Source organism: Bacillus glycinifermentans (assembly GCF_001042475.2).
GTDB classification, from domain to species: Bacteria; Bacillota; Bacilli; order Bacillales; family Bacillaceae; genus Bacillus; species Bacillus glycinifermentans.
On the sequence record NZ_LECW02000022.1, the window covers coordinates 122,894 to 141,682 of the forward strand.

Here is an 18,789-nt window from a genome sequence, read left to right on the forward strand (position 1 = left end):
TTTTTCATGTTGTTTAAAGACGAATTGAACAAGGTGCTTCATAAGGACAGATGGAAAAAAGTCAATCAGCGGCTGCTTGCGAAAATGCTTTCCGAATACATGTATGAGGATATCATCAAACCGTCTTTAATTGAGGAAAAAAACGGAATTTCCCGCTATGAGCTGCGGACGTCAGAAGACAAAGCGTACCGGTTTTCAGCGAAGCGCCGCATGTTTGACAGCTTTGAAGCGCTGTCTGACTCGATCGAAGTGCAAAGGTGTGGACAATGGACGAGCGATGTAAGCGCGATAGAGTTTCTTCTCGACATTCAGCCGCATATTCCGATGAGTCCGGATACGGCGGGTCATTTAATCAAAGAGTTCAACCATACGCTGCTTGCCGACGCACATTTGCTGGCGAAGGATGCGCTTTCGGCGGACGAGCTGACAGAAGCCGATTATGCCGTGATCGAAGGGGAAATGACCGGCCATCCGTGGATTGTCTACAATAAAGGAAGGATCGGCTTTGGCTATGACGACTACCTCCGCTTCGCCCCGGAAAACCGGAAGGCGGTGCAGCTTTTGTGGATCGCCGTTCATAAAGAATCGGCCACGTTCCATTCGGTCGACGGGCTCGATTATGACACGCTGATCAATGAAGAGCTTGATCAAGTGACATTAAAGCAGTTTGCAAACATAATAGAAAAACAGGGTGCCGAGCCAAAAGACTACTATTTGCTGCCGGTCCACGAATGGCAGTGGACAAACGCGATCATTCAGCAATTTCCCGAAGAGATTGCATCGGGCGCGATCATCCCTTTAGGAGAGGGGAAGGACCAATACTTGCCGCAGCAATCGATCAGAACGTTTACAAACATCACCCATAAACAAAAGCATCATATCAAACTGCCGATGAGCATATTAAACACGCTCGTATACAGGGGGCTCCCTTCAGAGCGGACGGTCATTGCGCCGAAAATCACGGAGCATATTAAAGGGATCGCCGAACACGATCCGTTTTTAAGAGAAGAATGCAGGGTCATTCTCCCGGGGGAGAATGCGAGTCTGAACGTGAACCATCCATACTATCATTCTCTTGAAAAAGCGCCGTATCAATATTTGGAAATGCTCGGCGCCATCTTCAGAGAAAGCATTTACACGTATATGGAAGAAGGAGAGCACCCTGTGACACTTGCATCATTGACATATGCCGATCAAAACGGCGTTCCTTTTATCAAATGCCTGATCGAAAAGTCGGGGCTGTCGGCAGAAGAGTGGACCGGACAGCTTTTTCAAACGATGATGCCGCCGCTGCTTCACTTTATGTACCGGTACGGCACTGTCTTCTCGCCGCACGGACAAAATACGATTCTCGTTTTAAAAGGCTGCAAGCCTCACAGGCTCGCGATCAAAGATTTCGTCGATGACGTTAACATCAGCGACCAGCCCCTGCCAGAGCTGGCCGGTTTGACGGATGATTTAAAAGCGGTTCTTAGAAGCGAGCCGCCGGAAGGGCTCGTGCAGTTCATTTTCACGGGGCTCTTCATCTGCCATTTGCGGTATGTGGCCAACATTTTGGAAAATCATGATCTGCTTCCGGAAAAGCGCCTCTGGAAAGCGCTCGCTGACGCCATTTTGGATTATCAGCGAAAATTCCCTGAGCTGCGCGAGCGCTTTGAGCTGTTTGACTTGTTCAAGCCCGAACTGACGAAGCTTTGCCTGAACCGGAACCGGATGGTTGACTACGGCTACAGGGACGGAGATGACCGTCCGCATGCGTCCGAATTCGGAAAGGTGACAAACGCGCTTACCCAATTCAAAAAAGAAGCCGCACAGCTCTGATACTGTTTGCGGCTTCCTGGGCCCCGCCTGCGGCGGGGCTTTTTTATAGTGTTTTATACATCAATACATGAGGGCCGATATGGGGTATTTCATAAACATCGCCCTTTTCGCTGAAACCGAGCCTTTTATAATACTCCTTTACCGATGTTCTTGCATTGCACCATAAAAGGTCCGCTCTTCTTTCGCGGAGGCGCTCTTCCGCATGGCGGATTAACGCACTTCCCGCTTTTTGCTTGCGAAAGCCTTCAAGCGTTGCCATTCCTCTCAGCTGATACTGAAGGACGCCTTCAAGATCGGAGCGGGGCGATTTGTGAAAAGAAGCGATGCTGATTAATGTCCCGTCGATAAACCCGCCGAGGTGAAATGTCCCGTCAAGCAAATCTGTTTCATAGCGGCAGGCATCGGCCGGCTGATTCGGCCGCAAAATGCGATGCCTGATGTCATACGTTTTCTCTGCCGTAATTTCTTTCACTTCGACCATATGAGGCCCTCCTTTAGATCAATGCACATTAAAATATCTGGCTTCAGGGTGTGAGACGACGATCGCCGATACGGAGGCTTCAGGCTCCATCATAAACCCGTCTGTCAAATGAATGCCGATCCCTTCCGGCTGAATGAGCCTGAACAGCTTTTCCTGATCCTCAAGGTTCGGACACGCCGGATATCCGAAGGAATAGCGCTGCCCTTGGTACTTCGCCTGAAAACGCTGCTCCATCGTGAAGTCAGGTGCATCAGGGAAGCCCCAGCGGTCGCGGATGATTTGATGCGTCCGCTCGGCGAGCCCTTCGGCAAGCTCGAGGGCGAGGGCCTGGACCGCATGGCTTTTTAAATAGTCGCCTTCAGCTTTAAAGCGGTTCGCAATTTCCCTCACGTGTCTGCCCGCGGTCACCGCGAAGAATGACACATAATCAAGCTCGCCTTTCGGCCGTATATAATCGGAAATACAGCGGAACGGAAGCTTCTCCTGCCTCGGAAAAACAAACGTTTCAAGAATCTTGTCATGATTTCCGGGATCAAGGATATGAAGCGCGTCGCCTTCGCTGTACGCCGGGAAAAATTGATATACGACGGCGGGATCGAACCAGCCGTGCTTTTTCCCTTCGAAGAGCAATCCGTCGATTAATGCCTTCAGCTCAAGCGCTTTCGCATTTTTTTCAGCCAGCAGCTTTTTCACTTTTCCTTTCAAACCGAGGTGATGGCCGATGAGCATTTGTTCATTTACATACGGCACAATATAGGAAAGGTCAATGTTTTTAAAATAATGCCGCTTTAAATCTTCCGGCTGAAAGACCGGTGCCTCCGGAACGAGCGCCCGTTTTTCAAGCATTTCTATAACGGCCGCCGATGGTTTCTTTTCTGCAACAGCGGCGGGTGCAGCCTGTTCTTTTTTTTCGAGAAACTGCGACGGGTCCTTCCGCAGCTCGTTGGCGAGGGACAAGCCGTCCATGGCGTCCTTTGCGTATAAAACAGGCCCTTTATATTCAGGCGATATTTTCATGTTCGTAAATTTTCTCGAAAGCGCGGCGCCGCCGACCATAATCGGAATGGAAATCTCGGCTTTATCAAGGTCCTGAGCGGTGACGACCATCTGCTGCGCGGATTTGACAAGCAGCCCCGACAAACCGATAATATCGGGATTTTCTTTGCGGATCGCTTCGATGAGCTCCTGCGGCGTCACTTTAATTCCGAGGTCTACGACTTTGTAGCCGTTGTTGCTTAAAATGATGTCGACCAGGTTTTTGCCGATGTCGTGTACATCGCCTTTTACAGTCGCCAAAATGATCTTGCCTTTGCCGCTGTCGTCCTTTTTCTCCATATACTGCTCGAGAAACGAAACAGCGGCTTTCATGACTTCCGCAGACTGAAGCACTTCGGCGACGATCAGTTCATTGTCGTTAAACAGCCGTCCGACCTCTGCCATCCCGTCCATCAGCGGGCCGTTGATGACGTCAAGCGGAGTGTCGTATTTCGCCAGCGCTTTTTCAAGATCGGGAATGAGGCCTTCTTTCGTTCCTTCGATGACATAACCGGCGAGGCGTTCATCGAGCGAAAGGGATGTCTTCGGCTGCTTGTCTGCTTTTTTCTTACCCCTGTAAAACTCGGTGAATGCCGCAAGCGTCTTGTCATCGGTATGGAACAAGAGCTTTTCGGCCATTTCGATCTCCAGTTTTGGAATCGAGGCGAAGCGTTCGAGCTTTTCAGTATTGACGATCGCATAATCAAGCCCGGCCTGTGTGGCATGGTATAAAAAGACGGCATTTAAGATTTCCCTGCCGACGGGAGGGAGGCCGAACGATACGTTGCTGACCCCGAGAATCGTCAAGCATTCGGGCAGCTTGTCTTTGATGAGGCGGATGCCTTCAACCGTTTCTTTTGCAGAGCCGATATACTGTTCATCACCGGTTCCAACGGGAAAGACGAGCGGGTCAAAAATAATGTCGCATGCCGGAATCCCGTATTTTTTCGTGAGCAGCTCATAGGAGCGCACGGCGACGTCCAGTTTTTTTTCCGCGGTGACGGCCATTCCTGTTTCATCGATCGTCCCGACGACAAGCGCGCCTCCGAACCGCTTGACGAGCGGAAGGATGTCGGCGAAACGTTCTTCTCCGTCCTCGAGATTGATCGAGTTGATGATCGCTTTCCCCTGCGAATATTTTAGCGCCTTTTCGATGACCGCTTTATCGGTCGAATCGATCACAAACGGAGCCTTCACTTTTTTCATCGCTTCTTTTAAAAAGCCTTCCATATCCTCTGCTTCATCGCGGTCGGGATCAGCGAGGCAGATGTCGATGACGTGCGCCCCGTTTTTCACTTGGGCTCTTGCGATTTCAGCAGCTTCCTCGAATTTCCGTTCGGTGATGAGGCGCTTGAATTTTCGCGAACCGATGACATTTGTCCGCTCCCCGACAAAAAGAGGGCGCATCGATTCCTCATAAATCAAGCCGTCGATCCCTGAGACGGTGTGAGGTCTCGGTCCTGCCGGGAGCTCGCGGGGCGGCAGTGAAGCCACTTCATCGGCCAGCGCCTCGATATGGGCCGGCGTCGTTCCGCAGCAGCCGCCGACGATGTTCAGCCAGCCTTCTTCTGCGAAAGCCCTGATTTTTTTCGCAAGTGACTGCGGTGATTCATGATACTGCCCTTCTTCATCGGGCAGGCCGGCATTTGGATAGCAGCTGACTGCCGTCCCGGCAAGGGAGGAGAGGGTCCGGATATGGTCTGTCATAAATTCGGGCCCTGTTGCACAGTTTAAGCCGACGCTGATCGGCTTCATGTGTTCCAGGGAGATATAAAACGATTCGATATCCTGACCGGCGAGCGTCGTGCCCATCGGCTCGATCGTTCCCGATACCATGAGGGGAAGGGTTTTTTTTGTCTTTTCAAACGCTTGCCTGATGCCGATGAAGCCGGCTTTTACGTTCAGCATATCCTGACTCGTTTCAAGGAGCAGAAGGTCGGCGCCCCCCGTGATCAGCGCTCTCGCCTGTTCCTCATAATTGGAGACGAGCTCATCGAACGTCGTGCCGCCGGTAACGGAAAGGGTTTTCGTCGTCGGGCCCATTGCCCCGGCGACAAATCTTGGCCATTCAGGCGTTGTATATTTTTGAACGGCGGCTTTTGCGAGCTTGACGGACGCCGCATTGATATCAAAAGCGAGATGTCCAAGGCCGTACTCATCAAGAACGAGTCTTGTCGCGCCGAATGTATTCGTCTCAATGATATCGGCTTTTGCCGCCAAATAAGCCTCATGAATTCCTTGGATGACGTGCGGCGCTGTCACACTCAAATATTCATTGCATCCTTCATAGGCTTCACCGCCGAAATCGGCGGGTGATAAGATTGCATTTTGAATCATCGTTCCCATCGCACCGTCAAGAACGAGGATTTTTTTCTTCAGCTGGTCAGTGATGATAGACATTTGTCGTCTCCTTTTCTTTCTGGTGAATGTACGTCGTAAGCTCTGCGGTTAAATCTGACCGCAAAAACGGTGTGATCAGATAAATTCCGTTGAACAAATCGTATGCGGCGTCAAGCAGCGAGCGGGCGATGGCGAGCCCTTCCTCAGCCTGTTTTTGTTTGTCGCTGCCGGCAAGCGCCATCTTTTCGCGGATCGCATCCGACAGTTTGATGCCTGGAATTTCGTTGTGAATAAACTCGGCATTCCGGCTGCTTGTGAGCGGCATGATCCCGATATAAATCGGGGTTTTGAGATGCTTTGTTTCCTCATAGATCTTGATGAGCTGTTCTTCGGAATAGACGGGCTGGGAAATAAAATAGTCTGCGCCACAGTCGATCTTTTTCTCAATCCGTTTGACCGCTTTGTCAATATGTCTCACGTTCGGATTGAAGGCGGCCGCGACGGAAAAGTTCGTTTTCTTGCCGAGCGGTTTTCCCGAATAGGACAAGCCTTCATTAAATTGTTTGATCAGGCTGATCAAGTCGAATGACGTCAGATCGTAAACAGAAGTCGCTCCAGGGAAATCGCCGATTTTCGACGGGTCTCCGGTAATCGCCAAAACGTCGGAAAGTCCGAGCGTATCAAGTCCCATTAAATGAGACTGCAGGCCGATCAGGTTGCGGTCCCTGCATGTAATATGGACGAGCGACCTCATGTCAAGCCTCTCTTTTAAAAGCGCGCCGCAGGCCACATTGCTGATTCTCGGCGTGGCGAGCGAGTTGTCCGCTAACGTGAGTGCATCGATTCCGGCTGACTTTAACTCTTTTGCTGCCCGCAAAAACTTTTCAAAATTTAATTGTTTAGGAGGGTCCAATTCGACGATAATGGAGCGCTTCTCTTTCGCGAGCTCGTCTAAAGCGGGCTCCGTTCTTTCGCGCTGAACGGCTGCCGCCGCTTTCTCCCTGGTTTTGACCCGTTTTTCGGTGACGGGCGGGAGGCCTTTGACAGCTTCAGCCATCGCTCTGATGTGGTTCGGCGTCGTTCCGCAGCAGCCGCCGATGATGCGCGCACCCTGATTGCGAAACTCAACCGCGCTGTTTCTGAAATATGCGTCATCCGTTTCATAGACGAGACGCCCTTCGACAAGGGATGGAAGGCTGCTGTTCGGATAGACGGAAAGGTAAGCGTCCTTCAAGAGAGGCACCTCCTCGAGCGCTTTGATCATGTGATAGGGGCCGAGGCGGCAGTTGATGCCGACCACATCGGCTCCGAGTCCCGCCAAAAGCGCCAAGCCCTCTGCAAGCGGGGTCCCGTCCTGAAGAACGCCTTCTTCATGCATCGATACGTTTACGATGATCGGAAGGTTCGTTTCTTTTCTGGCAATCTTCAATACTTCGCGCGCTTCCTCTAAGTCATAATACGTTTCCAGAAGGAGTCCGTCCGGCTCCTCATTCAACAGAAGGTAAAGCTGTTCGCGAAAGCTTCTTTTAATGTCATCGAGCGAATACTTATTTTTATTGAACGTCCGGATGCCGCCGAGCGTTCCGAGAACATAGGCGGAGTGAGCCGCCGAACGGGCGAGGCGGACGGCTTTTTCGTTGATTTGCTTTGTCTCGTCTTCAAGGCCGTATCTGGACAGCTTAATGAAATTTGCGCCGTACGTGTTTGTTTGAATGATGTCGGCGCCTGCCTTGACATATGCTTCATGAATCCGTTTCACTTCATCAGGCTTTGAGACGTTCAGCTCTTCGAAGCAGCGGTCGATCCCGTATGAATAAAGAAGCGTTCCCATTGCGCCGTCGGCTATTAACGTTTTGCTTTTTATATCCTCCAATAAACCCATCGTTTTCCCCCTTAAAAACAGTAATAAATAAAAAAAGCCTTCTAAGAAGAAGACTTTTCGTTTGCATTCACCTTCTTCTTATCTTCCAAGCAGTCTGCTTGCTGGATTTAGCACCTTGGTCATGAAACAATCATTACACCGGTTGCTGAGGCTTCATCGGGCCAGTCCCTCTGCCTCTCTTGATAAGAACAGCTATTCAATTGTCGGCTGATGCCGCCAAAAAACGGCTTTTACTCAATTTACCGAAAATCGGGGGAATAATCAACAGTAAATTGAGAATTTATCGAAAATTTATAAATTGAACATCAATCGGAAGATCCGCTTCCCTTACCAAGGCGATGATTTGCTGGAGATCGTCTTTGTTTTTCCCGGTCACCCTGATTTGGTCATCCTGTACTTGGGATTTGACTTTAAGGCCCGATTTTTTGATCAGGGTATTGATTTTCTTTGCGTTTTCTTTGTCGATGCCCTGAACAAGCTTGCCGCGCTGTCTGACCGTTCCGCCTGACGCGTTTTCCAGCTTGGAATACTCGATGTTTTTCGTCGGGACGTTCCGCTTGATGAGCTTGTTGACGAGAACGTCTTTCAGCTGGTTCATTTTGAATTCGTCGTCTGACACGAGCACAAGCTCCTCCCCGTCGAGCGTGATGCTGCTTTTCGAACCTTTGAAATCATAGCGGTTGCCGATTTCTTTCAAAGCGGTTTGGATTGCGTTTTGAACTTCGGGAAGTTCCACCTTTGAAACGATGTCAAATGAGCTTTCTTTAGCCATAAGAAAAAAACCTCCATCCATTTTACTTATGAGTCAATTATAGTAGAATAAGGTGAAACTTCCAATATCGAACGGTTTCGTCTGGCCGTTATCTGGCAATAATTTGAACATTGGAGGAATACGAAAAAGCGAAACAGGCGAGTGAGAAAGGAAGAGCAAGTATGAAACCGGGACAGCAATTAACGTTGAAAATAGATCACAAAGCAGATTACGGATATTTTTTGACCGATGGAGAAACGGTCATCCTTTTGCACAACAGCGAGATCACCGAAGATATTGAAGACAGGGAAGAGGTCGATGTATTCATATATGTCGATCATGAAGGCCGTCCGGCGGCTACGATGAGGAAGCCGCTGATCAGCGCTGATCATTACGGTTGGGTCGAAGTCGTTGATGCGGTAGATGACATGGGGGTTTTCGTCGATGTCGGGCTTACGAAGGATGCGCTGGTGGCAACCGAACATCTGCCGCCTTATTCATCCGTCTGGCCGCAGAAAGGGGACAGGCTCTATTGCATGCTGAAAATCACGAGCCATGGGAGAATGTTTGCCAAACCGGCTCCGGAAGACAGGATGAGCGAGCTGTTTACCGAAGCGTCCCCGGACCTGATGAATAAAGAGCTGACAGGGACGGTTTACCGCTTGATCGCTTCAGGCTCGTTTATGATTTCCGACGGCGGCATCAGAGGCTTCATTCACTCCTCCGAGAGAAAACAAGAGCCGCGGTTGGGAGAGAGGCTCACGGCAAGAGTGATTAAAGTCAAGGATGACGGATCTGTCAATTTGTCGCTTTTGCCGAGAAAGCAGGATGCCATGACGGTGGACGCGGAAGAAATTTTGACGTATATGAGATCGAGAAACGGGGCGATGCCGTTTTGGGATAAAAGCGACCCGGAAGACATTAAAGAGCGGTTTAACATGAGCAAGGCAGCGTTTAAAAGAGCGCTCGGCCATCTGATGAAACACGATAAAATCTATCAGGAAGACGGATGGACATACGAGAAAAAATAGCAGCTGCAGGCGGCGTTTCCTAAAGAATCGCCGCCTGCTCTTTATAAATGATGAGGTTTTTTTGATCCCTGGTGCTTCCCGGCTTGTCTGTTTTTTTCGGCGAGCCGGTTTTTTTGCTGGTTGACCGCGTTGTGATCGACCGATTTTTTATCATCGTCTTTCGTCACAAAGAGCACCTCCCGTAAATAGATTGCTCACAGGGCCGTAAACTATGTGCGCTATTTTTTCTATGTTTTTGCCGGGAAGTCTATACCTTTCGGAAAATGCGGCATACATATATGGATGATAGGAAAAAGCAACAGGAAAAGGAGAAGAGGTATGGAGTTTCCCTGTGCAGTTTATATTCGTCATGTTTCAGGCGGCGGGGTTGTGAATTTTGGCGGGGCGATCAAGATCAGCCCGATCCATACGTCAAAAACCGTTGAAGGAGCAGGAAGCGGGAATACGGGGCTTACGGTTTCAGATACGGGAATTTCAGATACGGATGCCCTAGATAGCGACTTGCTTGATCAAACTATCGTATAAGGATGCGGGTGGCTCCTTGTCAAAGACCAGGAGCCATCGGCCTGTGAACATTCATCTTTTTTCTTTTCCCGAAAAAAAGACCGCCACTGTGCCAGGGCCCGCATGCGCGCCGATGGTCGATCCGATCATATGAACCACGATGTCTTTCGGATGAAACTCGGCTTCGATGAGCCGCTTGATTTCGTCGGCCGTTTCTTCGGCATCCCCGTGGCTGATCCCGATCGTCTGGCTATTTAGATCACGTCCTCTTTCTTTCATAAGCTCGATCATCCGTTTCAAAAGCTTCTTTTTGCCCCTGATTTTTTCTAAAGGGACAAGCTTTCCTCCTTCGACATCAAGCAGCGGTTTGATATTGAGCAATCCTCCGACGAACGCGGATGCTTTGCTGATTCTGCCGCCCCTTGCCAAATAGGTCAAATCGTCGACGGTAAAAATATGTTCAAGATGGTCGCAAAAGTCCTTTACAGACGTTTCGATTTCTTGTATTGTATTGCCGTTAGTTGCGAGTTCAAGCGCATGTTTTACGGCGAGGCCGTAGCCCAATGAAGCGCATTTTGAATCGATGATCCGCAAATCAAAATCAGGAAATTCTTCCTTGACCTCGTTTGCTGCCATTACGGCAGTCTGGTATGTGCCGGAAAGCTCAGAGGAAAAGGCGATATATAAAGCGGGCTGATTCTCTTTCGCAAGATTTGTGAACGCGTCTTTCATAAGCTGGAAAGACGGCTGGAAAGTTTTAGGCGCTTTCCCGTTGCGCATCGCTTCATATACATCAAGAGGCTGAATCGTTACGAGATCGTCATACTCTTTGTCGTCAAGAAGCACGCGCAAAGGAATGAAAGTGACGCCGTTGTCATCGTAAAAAGATTTCGGCAAATCCGCCGCACTGTCGGCTATCAGATGAACGGTCATTTAGAACCCCTTCTTTCATCGTAATGGTTTTTAGGTTAACATGGCGCACGGCGCCGCCGCGGAAGCTGATCCGCTTTTCCAAGATCAACTATATCATATAATTTTATTTTGGCGTTTTCAAAATATGGATTTAAGGGTAAACCAATTATATAGAATTAGCGGAGGAACTGAAAAAATGGTAATAGCTGAAGCAAAGAAATTGTTCATTGTCATCATTGGCGCCTTATTAAACGCGATCGGCCTGAATTTATTTTTAATTCCCGCCGATGTGTACGCAAGCGGTTTTACAGGTGTTGCGCAGCTTTTATCAAGCGCGCTTGACCAGTACAGCCCCATCTATTTTTCAACCGGAACGCTCTTGTTTATTTTAAATATCCCGGTCGGTATATTAGGATGGCTGAAAGTCGGGCGTTCATTCACGATTTACAGCGTGTTAAGCGTGGCGCTGACGACGATTTTTCTCGGGATGCTGCCTGATGAGGGTCTGTCAAACGACATTTTGCTGAACGCCGTTTTCGGCGGGGTGATCTCAGCGGTCGGAATCGGCCTGACGCTGAAATACGGAGCCTCAACGGGCGGTCTTGACATCATCGCGATGGTTCTGGCGAAATGGAAAGATAAGCCGGTCGGCACATATTTCTTTATTTTAAACGGAGCCATCATTTTGACGGCAGGATTATTGCAGGGTTGGGAGAAAGCATTATATACGCTCGTTACGCTTTATGTGACGACGCGGGTGATCGATGCGATTCACACACGACATGCCAAACTGACCGTCATGATCGTCACGAAGAAAGCGGAGGAGATTAAAGAAGCCATCTACGGAAAAATGGTGCGCGGCATTACGACCGTTCCGGCCAAAGGCGCTTTTACGAATGAACAAAAAGAGATGATGATCATCGTCATTACCAGGTATGAATTATACGACTTGGAAAAAATCGTTAAAGAAGTGGATCCAAAGGCTTTTGCAAATGTTGTGCAAACAACCTCTGTTTTAGGGTTTTTCCGAAAAGATTAGAAAGGGTGAATGAATGCGGCTTGTATTGTTGACTGTGCTATTACTCATCGTCGGAGGATGCGGGCAAAACGGGGGGAGCGGCCCCGCCAAGGAGGTATCAGGGGAAATGAGCAACGGAAGTGTTGTATTGACGGTTGAACCTGTGCAAAAACAGGACGGTATCGAATTTCGCATGTCGGTTGTAAACCATTCGGATGAAGCGGTTGCATTTGAATTTAGCAGCGGACAGAAGTTTGAGCTTATCGTAAGCGACAAGGAAGGAAATGAACGATACCGCTATTCAAAAGGAAAAATGTTCACCCAGGCTTTCCAAACGATGACGTTGAACCCGAAAGAGACGTACGATTTCACGGACGTTTGGAAGGAAGTACCCGAGCCTGGCGTATACGATGTGAATGTCACGTTTTTGGGGAGAGCGGAACAGCTTGCCGTGCTGAGGGCAGGCACATCGTTTGAAGTAAAGTAAGAATTCAGGCTGCGAGCATTGGGCTGCTACAAATAAAAACAGAGGCATCCGAAGATGGATGCCTCTGTTTTTAATATTTATCGCCATTAAAAATGGAATTTTTGACGATGACATAGTCGACATTGCGGATTGCGTCAAGCTTGTTTCCTCCAGCATAAGAAATGGAGGATTGGAGGTCCTGTTCCATTTCGGTCAGCGTATCCTTGATGGAGCCTTTATGTTCTACATACATTTTCTTGCCTTCTACATTTTTTCGTTCGCCTTTTTGATATTCTGAAGCTGAGCCAAAGTACTCTTTGTAGAGCTTTCCGTCTTTTTCAACCGTTGCTCCAGGGGATTCCTCGTGTCCGGCAAACAACGAACCGATCATGACCATCGTTGCCCCGAATCTGATTGATTTCGCAATATCCCCGTGAGTGCGGATGCCGCCGTCAGCGATGATCGGCTTGCTTGCAGCTTTGGCGCACCAGCGCAATGCTGCCAATTGCCATCCGCCCGTTCCAAAACCGGTTTTGATTTTTGTAATGCAGACTTTTCCGGGGCCGATGCCGACTTTTGTAGCGTCAGCTCCGGCGTTTTCCAGTTCCCTTACCGCCTCAGGCGTTCCGACGTTTCCGGCGATGACGAAACTTTTCGGCAAATACGTTTTAATATGCTGAATCATGCTGATGACGGCGTTGGAATGCCCGTGGGCGATGTCGATTGTGATGTATTCAGGTTCTGCATGTTCTTCGGACAGCTTTTGCACAAATGCGTATTCCTCATCCTTGACCCCAACGCTGATGGAAGCAAATAAACCGCGGGACTTCATGTCTTTTATAAAGTCAAAACGTTTTTCGGGCTCGAAACGGTGCATCACATAAAAGTAACCGTTTTCAGCCAGCCGGATCGCCAGCTTCTCATCGATAATCGTCTGCATGTTGGCAGGTACAACAGGCAGTTTAAACGTCCGTCCGCCCAACTGAACAGTTGTATCGCATTCAGAACGGCTATTGACGATGCATTTTGCAGGAATTAATTGAATATCTTCATAATCAAACACGTTATCCATGATAAACACCCCTAAAAACGAATATTTATTTATTAATAATATCAAATGTTCGCCTTTAATAATGTACTCTCTTTTGTTTCGAATGTCAAACGTTTTATGTAGAGTTTTTACAAATGACAAAAGGAGCCGTGTCGATAAGACAGGCTCCTTGTTGATGATTAGGACAATCGGTCAAGCCGGTCCTGAAGGTCGTGAAGCTGGCTGCGCTCAGCGTCGGTTGAGTTGGCATATGCAGAGGAAATCGCGTTTTTCGCCCTTTCAACCGCCTTTGTCCGCTCGCCCGCTTCTGCGCCGTATGCTGTTGTTTCGGCTTCATGGACGGCATGCTTTGCCATTTGAAACAATTCGTTTCTCATTTTACAGCCCTCCGCATTCTGTCGGGCCGTTGCGCTTTTCCGCCTCTTCTAATGTGGATCGGTAAGGGAACCTCGCCGCATGCTGCTTAATCGCGTCTTTGCCTTGCTGAATAAACCGTTTCGATTTGCTTCGTTTACCCATCCTGACTGCCCCCTTGAAACGAGTTGGACGGTCTCTTTGGACCGCCTTCCCATAGTATTGCCGAGGGAAAACTCCGTTTATGAATGGCAAATTATAAAATTATAAAGAGAAATAATCCTTTAAAAAGACCGCGATTCCGTCTTCTTCATTCGATTTGGCGACATGGTCGGCAACGTTTTTGACGCCTGCGATTCCGTTGCCCATCGCGACGCCGCAGCCCGCAAATTCGAGCATTTCCAAATCGTTGTCTTCATCTCCGAAAGCGATGACCCGCTCCTGCGGAATGCCGTAGTATTCCGTTATCTTTTGCAGGCCGACCGCTTTGTTGATGCCGCTTTTGATCAATTCGATCACATGCCACGGGGCGGCCCATCTTCTATGGTCGACCATTTCGGCATGAACATCGGATAAATAAGAGCGGATCGCAGGTACATCCTCTTCCTTGGCGTGGATCAAGACGCTTGTGACGTCCGCGCCGAGATTTTTTCTTAAATCGCCGACCGTAATATTCGGGTTGCCCATTGTGAACACGTCGATCAGTTTCTCATCATGGTAATGAAAATAAACATCGTCCATGATTTCGGCGAGGATATTATGGACGTTGTACGATTCGCTGACCCCGATGATCTGCTTGACAACTTCAAGGTCGAGCGACGTATGGAATCTTCCCCAGCTTTCATCCTTCGGGTGATGGACAAACGCGCCGTTGAAGTTCACGATCGGCGTATCGAGTCCAAGCTCGTCATAGTAGATCGCGCTCGCCCTGAACGGCCTCCCTGTCGAAATGCATACGTAATGCCCGTCCTCCCGGAGCTTGCGGATGACGCTGCTCGAGCTCTCAGAGATGGTCTTGTCGTCTTTTAATAAAGTTCCGTCTAGGTCCAATGCAATTAAATATGGTTTCGTTTCCATAAATGCTCCTTTTAAGCGTAAATTTAAAAGTTCTGACTTACTTATAGTGTATCTTTTTACCTTCTTTATTGTCTACATGTTAAACTGATGATGATGGATATCCTAAAGGAGGAAGAAACAGTCGTGATTATTGTCGATAAACGGAATATTTCAGGAATTCCTTTTTTACATATTGTAAAAGAGGAGAATAAGGATAAAGCTCTTCCTCTGGTTTTCTTTATACACGGTTTTACAAGCGCAAAGGAACACAATCTGCACTTCGCATATCTTCTTGCCGAAAAGGGGATTCGGGCTGTATTGCCTGAAGCCGCATATCATGGGGATAGGGAAAAAGAGCTCTCCCGGGAGCAGCTGTCCTCGAGATTTTGGGCCATTGTCACCAATGAAATTAAAGAGCTCGATATCCTGAAACAGCATCTTCATCAGGAAAACCTGATTGACAGCGGGCGGATCGGCGTGGCTGGAACGTCAATGGGCGGCATCGTGACGCTGGGAGCCCTTACCCAATACGACTGGATAACAGCCGCCGTTAGTCTGATGGGCTGTCCCTCATATGTTGAGCTTTTTGACGAACAGCTCGCATTGATAAAGAAAAAGCAGCTCGAAGTTCCTGTCACAGAAGAGCAGATCGCACAGCAGCGAGAGGAATTGAAACAGTTTGACCTCTCGCTGCAGCCGGAAAAGCTGAACACAAGACCGCTTCTCTTTTGGCATGGCAAGCTGGACAGCGTCGTGCCGTTTGCGCCGGCCCGCCGGTTTTACGAATCGGTCATGCCTCAGTATGAAAAACGGCCGGATTTGCTTCAGTTTATCGCAGATGAACGCGCCGGCCACAAAGTTTCACGGGAAGGTCTTTTGAGGACAGTTGAATGGTTTGATACTCATCTTTAAAAAAGCACTTTCGTTTCAGAAAATAAAAAAAGTGCGTTATACTGATGAAAAAAGGAGTGAAGTAGTGTGGATGAAGCATTGAAAGAGAACATCATGGGCGCTCTTGAGCAGGTCGTTGACCCGGAGCTTGGCATTGATATCGTTAATCTCGGCCTCGTCTATGATGTTGAGATGGATGAAAACGGAAAAACGGACGTTACGATGACCTTGACTTCGATGGGCTGCCCGCTTGCCCCGATTATCGTCGATCAGGTCAAAACAGCGCTGGCCGATATCCCGGAAGTGAAGGATGTAGACGTCAACATCGTCTGGAATCCGCCATGGACGCGGGACAAAATGTCAAGATACGCGAAAATCGCGCTTGGAATACAGTAAGAACGAAAAGAGCCTGCTCATTTATGAGCAGGCTCTTTTTTAAAAAAGGAGAGCTGATTCTTGCTGTCAGAAGTTGAGCCCTTTTTGATGTTCCAAGAAAATGCTGAAGAAGCGATGAAACCGATTCAGAAACCGTCGCTATGGAGCGAATGAACCGGGTGAAAGCAAGCCGTCTTTTCAGTAAAAGTGCAGGAGTTCATGTGCATGGACAGGAATGTTAAACACGATTTTGCGTCTTCCCCTTCGTTTTCAATATTGATACCGAAGAGGAGACCTATAGCGATTAGCCAAAAGGTGGACAGCCGTTTACGGTTTGCCGGATCACCGAACGGTTCGGCGTTTCCCGGCAGCTGAACCTCCCGTTTTAAGATACACCGGAAAGCCCGCATTCGCTGCGGGCTTTTTTGTAGGGGAAAATCGATGCGCTGAATCGTAAAAAAAATATTAAATATACAATTGAATTAATTTTTATTCATGTTATAATGTTAAATAATTTCACAAAGACCAAGAAGGTGAATATGTTTTGAAAATAGGAATTATAGGTGCTACGGGCTATGGGGGAGCCGAGATTGCAAGAATCCTCAGGTCTCACCCTTATACAGATGAATGCATACTTTATTCATCGAGCGATGAAGGAACGCCGTACCATCAGTCGTATCCGCACCTTGTCAAGCTGGCCGATCAGACGCTCAAACCGATCGATATTGAACAGATTGCAAGCGAGACAGATTTTTTATTTATGGCGGCGCCTCCGGGAGTTTCAAGCCGGCTGACGCCTCAGCTTGATGCGTACGCTTTGCCGGTAATCGACCTTTCTGGCGATCTCAGGCTCAAACATCAGGCTGTTTATGAAAGCTGGTATAAAAGGGAGTCCGCTCCCGGGCATATTCTCGAAAAGGCGGTATACGGGCTGAGTGAGCTTAATCGGGAGGAGATCAAAACGGCAAAGCACATTGCCAATCCCGGCTGCTTCCCGACCGCGGTTCTTCTCGGCTTGGCCCCGCTTGTCAAAAACGGGCTTGTGAACGAATCGTTCGTCATTGCCGATGCAAAGACCGGCGTTTCCGGAGCCGGCAGAAAAGCTTCCATGGGGACGCATTTTTCAGAGATCAATGACAATTTTAAAATATACAAGGTGAATGAACATCAGCATACACCGGAAATCGAGCAGGCCGTCAGGGGATGGGACCCCGCTTTTCAGCCGATCACGTTCAGCACACATTTAGTGCCGATGACAAGGGGAATTATGGCGACCATCTATTTAGAGCTGAAGGAAAGCATGACAGGTCAACAGCTGCAGCAATTTTTTTCTGATTTTTACCAAGATTCTTATTTTGTAAGAATAAGAGAATCAGGTGAATTTCCGGCGACCAAAGAAGTATACGGCAGCAATTTCTGCGATATCGGCGTCGCCGCTGACGAACGGACGAACAGGGTGACGATCGTATCGGTGATCGATAATTTAATGAAGGGGGCTGCTGGGCAGGCCGTGCAAAACTTTAACATCATGAACGGCTGGAGCGAGAAGGCTGGACTTGATTTTACGCCAATTTATCCATAAGACAGGAGAGAATGAACCATGATTCAGGTGAGTGAAGGCAGCATCAAAAAAATAGACGGCAGCATCGATTCGCCGAAGGGCTATCAGGCAAAAGGGATTCACTGCGGGCTCCGCTACTCCAAAAAGGACTTGGGAATGATCATCAGCTCGGTGCCGGCGGTGAGCGCCGCCGTTTATACACAAAGCCATTTTCAGGCCGCGCCGATCAAGGTGACGCAGGACAGCCTCAAAAACGGCGCAACGCTGCAAGCGGTGATCGTCAACAGCGCCAATGCCAATGCGTGCACAGGGGAGCAGGGGCTTTTGGATGCCTATGAGATGCGCCAAAAATGCGCGGACATCCTCGGTATCGAGCCGGAACTTGTCGCCGTTTCGTCTACAGGCGTCATCGGCGAGTCTCTCGATATGAAAAAGATTCGCGAAGGCATCAGCCTCCTTGATCGAACAACACCTTCGGAAGGCGATTTTGAGGAAGCGATTTTGACGACCGATACGGTTACAAAACAAACGTGCTATGAACTGATGATCGGGGATCAAAAAATCATGATCGGCGGCGCGGCCAAAGGCTCCGGGATGATCCACCCGAATATGGCGACGATGCTCGGCTTCGTCACGACGGATGCGCACGTAGAGGAAGGCGCGCTTCAAAAAGCTTTAAGAGACATTACGGATGTATCATTCAACCAGATTACGGTCGACGGCGATACATCGACAAATGACATGGTTCTCGTCATGGCGAACGGCTGTGCAGGCAACGAATGCCTTCATGAAGGGCATAAGCAATGGCCGGTTTTTAAAAAGGGTCTGGAGTTCGTATGCAGAGATCTCGCCAAACAGATCGCAAAGGACGGGGAAGGGGCGACAAAATTAATCGAAGTCCAGGTAAAGGGAGCGAAAAGCAATCGCGATGCACAGATCATCGCCAAAAAAATCGTCGGATCCAACCTTGTCAAAACGGCGGTGTACGGTACGGATGCCAATTGGGGCAGAATCATCGCCGCTATCGGAGACAGCGCGGCATCTGTCACACCGGAAAAGGTCGAGATCCATCTTGGCGGCCAGTGCCTCTTTAAAAACAATGAACCGCAGCCGTTTTCTGAAGCGTTTGCCAAAGAATACCTGCAGAAAAGCGAAGTGCAAATCGATGTTCAAATGAATGAAGGAAAAGGCACAGGAACGGCGTGGGGCTGCGACTTGACTTATGAATATGTCAAAATCAATGCGAGCTATCGTACGTAA

19 protein-coding genes, 1 pseudogene and 1 riboswitch are annotated in these 18,789 nt (G+C 48.9%); of the genes and pseudogenes, 10 read left to right on the top strand and 10 right to left on the bottom strand.

The features are described from left to right. Positions 1-6 precede the first annotated feature (6 nt). Positions 7-1,821, top strand: coding sequence for an IucA/IucC family protein (locus AB447_RS14390; RefSeq protein ID WP_048354811.1), 1,815 nt, complete (start codon positions 7-9; stop codon positions 1,819-1,821). A 43-nt stretch (positions 1,822-1,864) separates the two neighbouring features. Here the strand turns inward: AB447_RS14390 and AB447_RS14395 are convergent, their stop codons facing one another. The 4 genes from AB447_RS14395 to AB447_RS14410 form a co-directional block, all read right to left on the bottom strand. Beyond that, a complete protein-coding gene (locus tag AB447_RS14395; RefSeq protein WP_048354810.1) occupies positions 1,865-2,302 on the bottom strand; it encodes a GNAT family N-acetyltransferase in 438 nt (145 codons plus the stop codon). 18 nt (positions 2,303-2,320) lie between these two features. Beyond that, entirely contained in the window at positions 2,321-5,737 is a 3,417-nt protein-coding gene (gene metH / locus AB447_RS14400) for a methionine synthase (protein WP_057957619.1), read from the bottom strand. Further along, positions 5,721-7,559 carry a bifunctional homocysteine S-methyltransferase/methylenetetrahydrofolate reductase gene (locus AB447_RS14405; protein ID WP_048406694.1) on the bottom strand — a complete coding sequence of 613 codons (1,839 nt, stop codon included), beginning with the start codon at positions 7,557-7,559 and terminating at the stop codon, positions 5,721-5,723. Before AB447_RS14405 ends, metH begins: the two co-directional genes overlap by 17 nt. 75 nt (positions 7,560-7,634) lie before the next feature. Continuing rightward, a riboswitch (SAM riboswitch) is annotated at positions 7,635-7,748 on the bottom strand. 91 nt (positions 7,749-7,839) lie between these two features. Further along, on the bottom strand, positions 7,840-8,331 hold the full coding sequence (locus AB447_RS14410; protein ID WP_048354809.1) for a YajQ family cyclic di-GMP-binding protein: 492 nt from the start codon (positions 8,329-8,331) through the stop codon (positions 7,840-7,842). 141 nt (positions 8,332-8,472) lie between these two features. On the opposite strand from AB447_RS14410, the pseudogene AB447_RS14415 reads away from it, so the two are divergent. Then, positions 8,473-9,341 (top strand): annotated as a pseudogene (locus AB447_RS14415) (CvfB family protein). Between the two features lie 41 nt (positions 9,342-9,382). On the opposite strand, the gene AB447_RS25860 reads toward AB447_RS14415, so the two are convergent. Next, positions 9,383-9,508: a DUF3941 domain-containing protein gene (locus tag AB447_RS25860; protein ID WP_156415986.1), complete on the bottom strand. Its 126-nt coding sequence runs from the start codon at positions 9,506-9,508 to the stop codon at positions 9,383-9,385. 151 nt (positions 9,509-9,659) lie between these two features. On the opposite strand from AB447_RS25860, the gene AB447_RS14420 reads away from it, so the two are divergent. After that, on the top strand, positions 9,660-9,866 hold the full coding sequence (locus AB447_RS14420; RefSeq protein ID WP_048354807.1) for a spore germination protein: 207 nt from the start codon (positions 9,660-9,662) through the stop codon (positions 9,864-9,866). A 51-nt stretch (positions 9,867-9,917) separates the two neighbouring features. Here the strand turns inward: AB447_RS14420 and AB447_RS14425 are convergent, their stop codons facing one another. After that, on the bottom strand, positions 9,918-10,778 hold the full coding sequence (locus tag AB447_RS14425) for a DegV family protein (RefSeq protein ID WP_048354806.1): 861 nt from the start codon (positions 10,776-10,778) through the stop codon (positions 9,918-9,920). Positions 10,779-10,953: 175 nt separating this feature from the next. Between AB447_RS14425 and AB447_RS14430 the strand changes: the two genes are divergently transcribed. Together AB447_RS14430 and AB447_RS14435 are read left to right on the top strand one after the other, a co-directional pair. Next, positions 10,954-11,796: a YitT family protein gene (locus tag AB447_RS14430; RefSeq protein WP_048354816.1), complete on the top strand. Its 843-nt coding sequence runs from the start codon at positions 10,954-10,956 to the stop codon at positions 11,794-11,796. Between the two features lie 13 nt (positions 11,797-11,809). Further along, on the top strand, positions 11,810-12,262 hold the full coding sequence (locus AB447_RS14435) for a BsuPI-related putative proteinase inhibitor (RefSeq protein WP_048354805.1): 453 nt from the start codon (positions 11,810-11,812) through the stop codon (positions 12,260-12,262). Between the two features lie 70 nt (positions 12,263-12,332). Here the strand turns inward: AB447_RS14435 and guaC are convergent, their stop codons facing one another. From guaC to AB447_RS14450, 4 genes are all read right to left on the bottom strand, one after another. Continuing rightward, positions 12,333-13,313 (bottom strand): GMP reductase, encoded by a 981-nt coding sequence (guaC, locus tag AB447_RS14440; RefSeq protein ID WP_048406690.1) that lies wholly within the window; start codon positions 13,311-13,313, stop codon positions 12,333-12,335. A 158-nt stretch (positions 13,314-13,471) separates the two neighbouring features. Continuing rightward, positions 13,472-13,669, bottom strand: a complete 198-nt coding sequence (locus AB447_RS14445) for a DUF3813 domain-containing protein (RefSeq protein ID WP_048354804.1) — start codon at positions 13,667-13,669, stop codon at positions 13,472-13,474. Position 13,670: 1 nt separating this feature from the next. Next, positions 13,671-13,811 carry a hypothetical protein gene (locus AB447_RS26310; protein ID WP_172796352.1) on the bottom strand — a complete coding sequence of 47 codons (141 nt, stop codon included), beginning with the start codon at positions 13,809-13,811 and terminating at the stop codon, positions 13,671-13,673. A 99-nt stretch (positions 13,812-13,910) separates the two neighbouring features. Next, complete coding sequence (locus AB447_RS14450; protein WP_048354803.1) at positions 13,911-14,723, bottom strand: Cof-type HAD-IIB family hydrolase; 813 nt, start codon at positions 14,721-14,723, stop codon at positions 13,911-13,913. Between the two features lie 123 nt (positions 14,724-14,846). Between AB447_RS14450 and AB447_RS14455 the strand changes: the two genes are divergently transcribed. The 5 genes from AB447_RS14455 (at position 14,847) to argJ (ending at position 18,789) form a co-directional block, all read left to right on the top strand. Further along, positions 14,847-15,614, top strand: coding sequence for a prolyl oligopeptidase family serine peptidase (locus tag AB447_RS14455; RefSeq protein ID WP_048354802.1), 768 nt, complete (start codon positions 14,847-14,849; stop codon positions 15,612-15,614). Between the two features lie 66 nt (positions 15,615-15,680). Next, positions 15,681-15,989, top strand: coding sequence for a metal-sulfur cluster assembly factor (locus AB447_RS14460; RefSeq protein WP_048354801.1), 309 nt, complete (start codon positions 15,681-15,683; stop codon positions 15,987-15,989). Between the two features lie 204 nt (positions 15,990-16,193). Beyond that, positions 16,194-16,343, top strand: a complete 150-nt coding sequence (locus tag AB447_RS26495; RefSeq protein ID WP_193787110.1) for a hypothetical protein — start codon at positions 16,194-16,196, stop codon at positions 16,341-16,343. 169 nt (positions 16,344-16,512) lie between these two features. Then, positions 16,513-17,550 (top strand): N-acetyl-gamma-glutamyl-phosphate reductase, encoded by a 1,038-nt coding sequence (argC, locus tag AB447_RS14465; protein WP_057957620.1) that lies wholly within the window; start codon positions 16,513-16,515, stop codon positions 17,548-17,550. An 18-nt stretch (positions 17,551-17,568) separates the two neighbouring features. Then, positions 17,569-18,789, top strand: a complete 1,221-nt coding sequence (argJ, locus tag AB447_RS14470; RefSeq protein WP_048354800.1) for a bifunctional ornithine acetyltransferase/N-acetylglutamate synthase — start codon at positions 17,569-17,571, stop codon at positions 18,787-18,789.

Bases quoted from the DNA above. Each gene is read 5' to 3' on its own strand.
- AB447_RS14425 (WP_048354806.1), bottom strand. From the start codon at position 10,778: ATGACCGTTCATCTGATAGCCGACAGTGCGGCGGATTTGCCGAAATCT.
- AB447_RS14410 (WP_048354809.1), bottom strand. From the start codon at position 8,331: ATGGCTAAAGAAAGCTCATTTGACATCGTTTCAAAGGTGGAACTTCCC.
- AB447_RS14420 (WP_048354807.1), top strand. From the start codon at position 9,660: ATGGAGTTTCCCTGTGCAGTTTATATTCGTCATGTTTCAGGCGGCGGG.
- AB447_RS14445 (WP_048354804.1), bottom strand. From the start codon at position 13,669: ATGAGAAACGAATTGTTTCAAATGGCAAAGCATGCCGTCCATGAAGCC.
- AB447_RS14435 (WP_048354805.1), top strand. From the start codon at position 11,810: ATGCGGCTTGTATTGTTGACTGTGCTATTACTCATCGTCGGAGGATGC.
- guaC (WP_048406690.1), bottom strand. From the start codon at position 13,313: ATGGATAACGTGTTTGATTATGAAGATATTCAATTAATTCCTGCAAAA.
- AB447_RS14430 (WP_048354816.1), top strand. From the start codon at position 10,954: ATGGTAATAGCTGAAGCAAAGAAATTGTTCATTGTCATCATTGGCGCC.
- AB447_RS26495 (WP_193787110.1), top strand. From the start codon at position 16,194: ATGGACAGGAATGTTAAACACGATTTTGCGTCTTCCCCTTCGTTTTCA.
- AB447_RS14405 (WP_048406694.1), bottom strand. From the start codon at position 7,559: ATGGGTTTATTGGAGGATATAAAAAGCAAAACGTTAATAGCCGACGGC.
- metH (WP_057957619.1), bottom strand. From the start codon at position 5,737: ATGTCTATCATCACTGACCAGCTGAAGAAAAAAATCCTCGTTCTTGAC.
- AB447_RS26310 (WP_172796352.1), bottom strand. From the start codon at position 13,811: ATGGGTAAACGAAGCAAATCGAAACGGTTTATTCAGCAAGGCAAAGAC.
- AB447_RS14390 (WP_048354811.1), top strand. From the start codon at position 7: ATGTTGTTTAAAGACGAATTGAACAAGGTGCTTCATAAGGACAGATGG.
- argJ (WP_048354800.1), top strand. From the start codon at position 17,569: ATGATTCAGGTGAGTGAAGGCAGCATCAAAAAAATAGACGGCAGCATC.
- AB447_RS14450 (WP_048354803.1), bottom strand. From the start codon at position 14,723: ATGGAAACGAAACCATATTTAATTGCATTGGACCTAGACGGAACTTTA.
- AB447_RS14395 (WP_048354810.1), bottom strand. From the start codon at position 2,302: ATGGTCGAAGTGAAAGAAATTACGGCAGAGAAAACGTATGACATCAGG.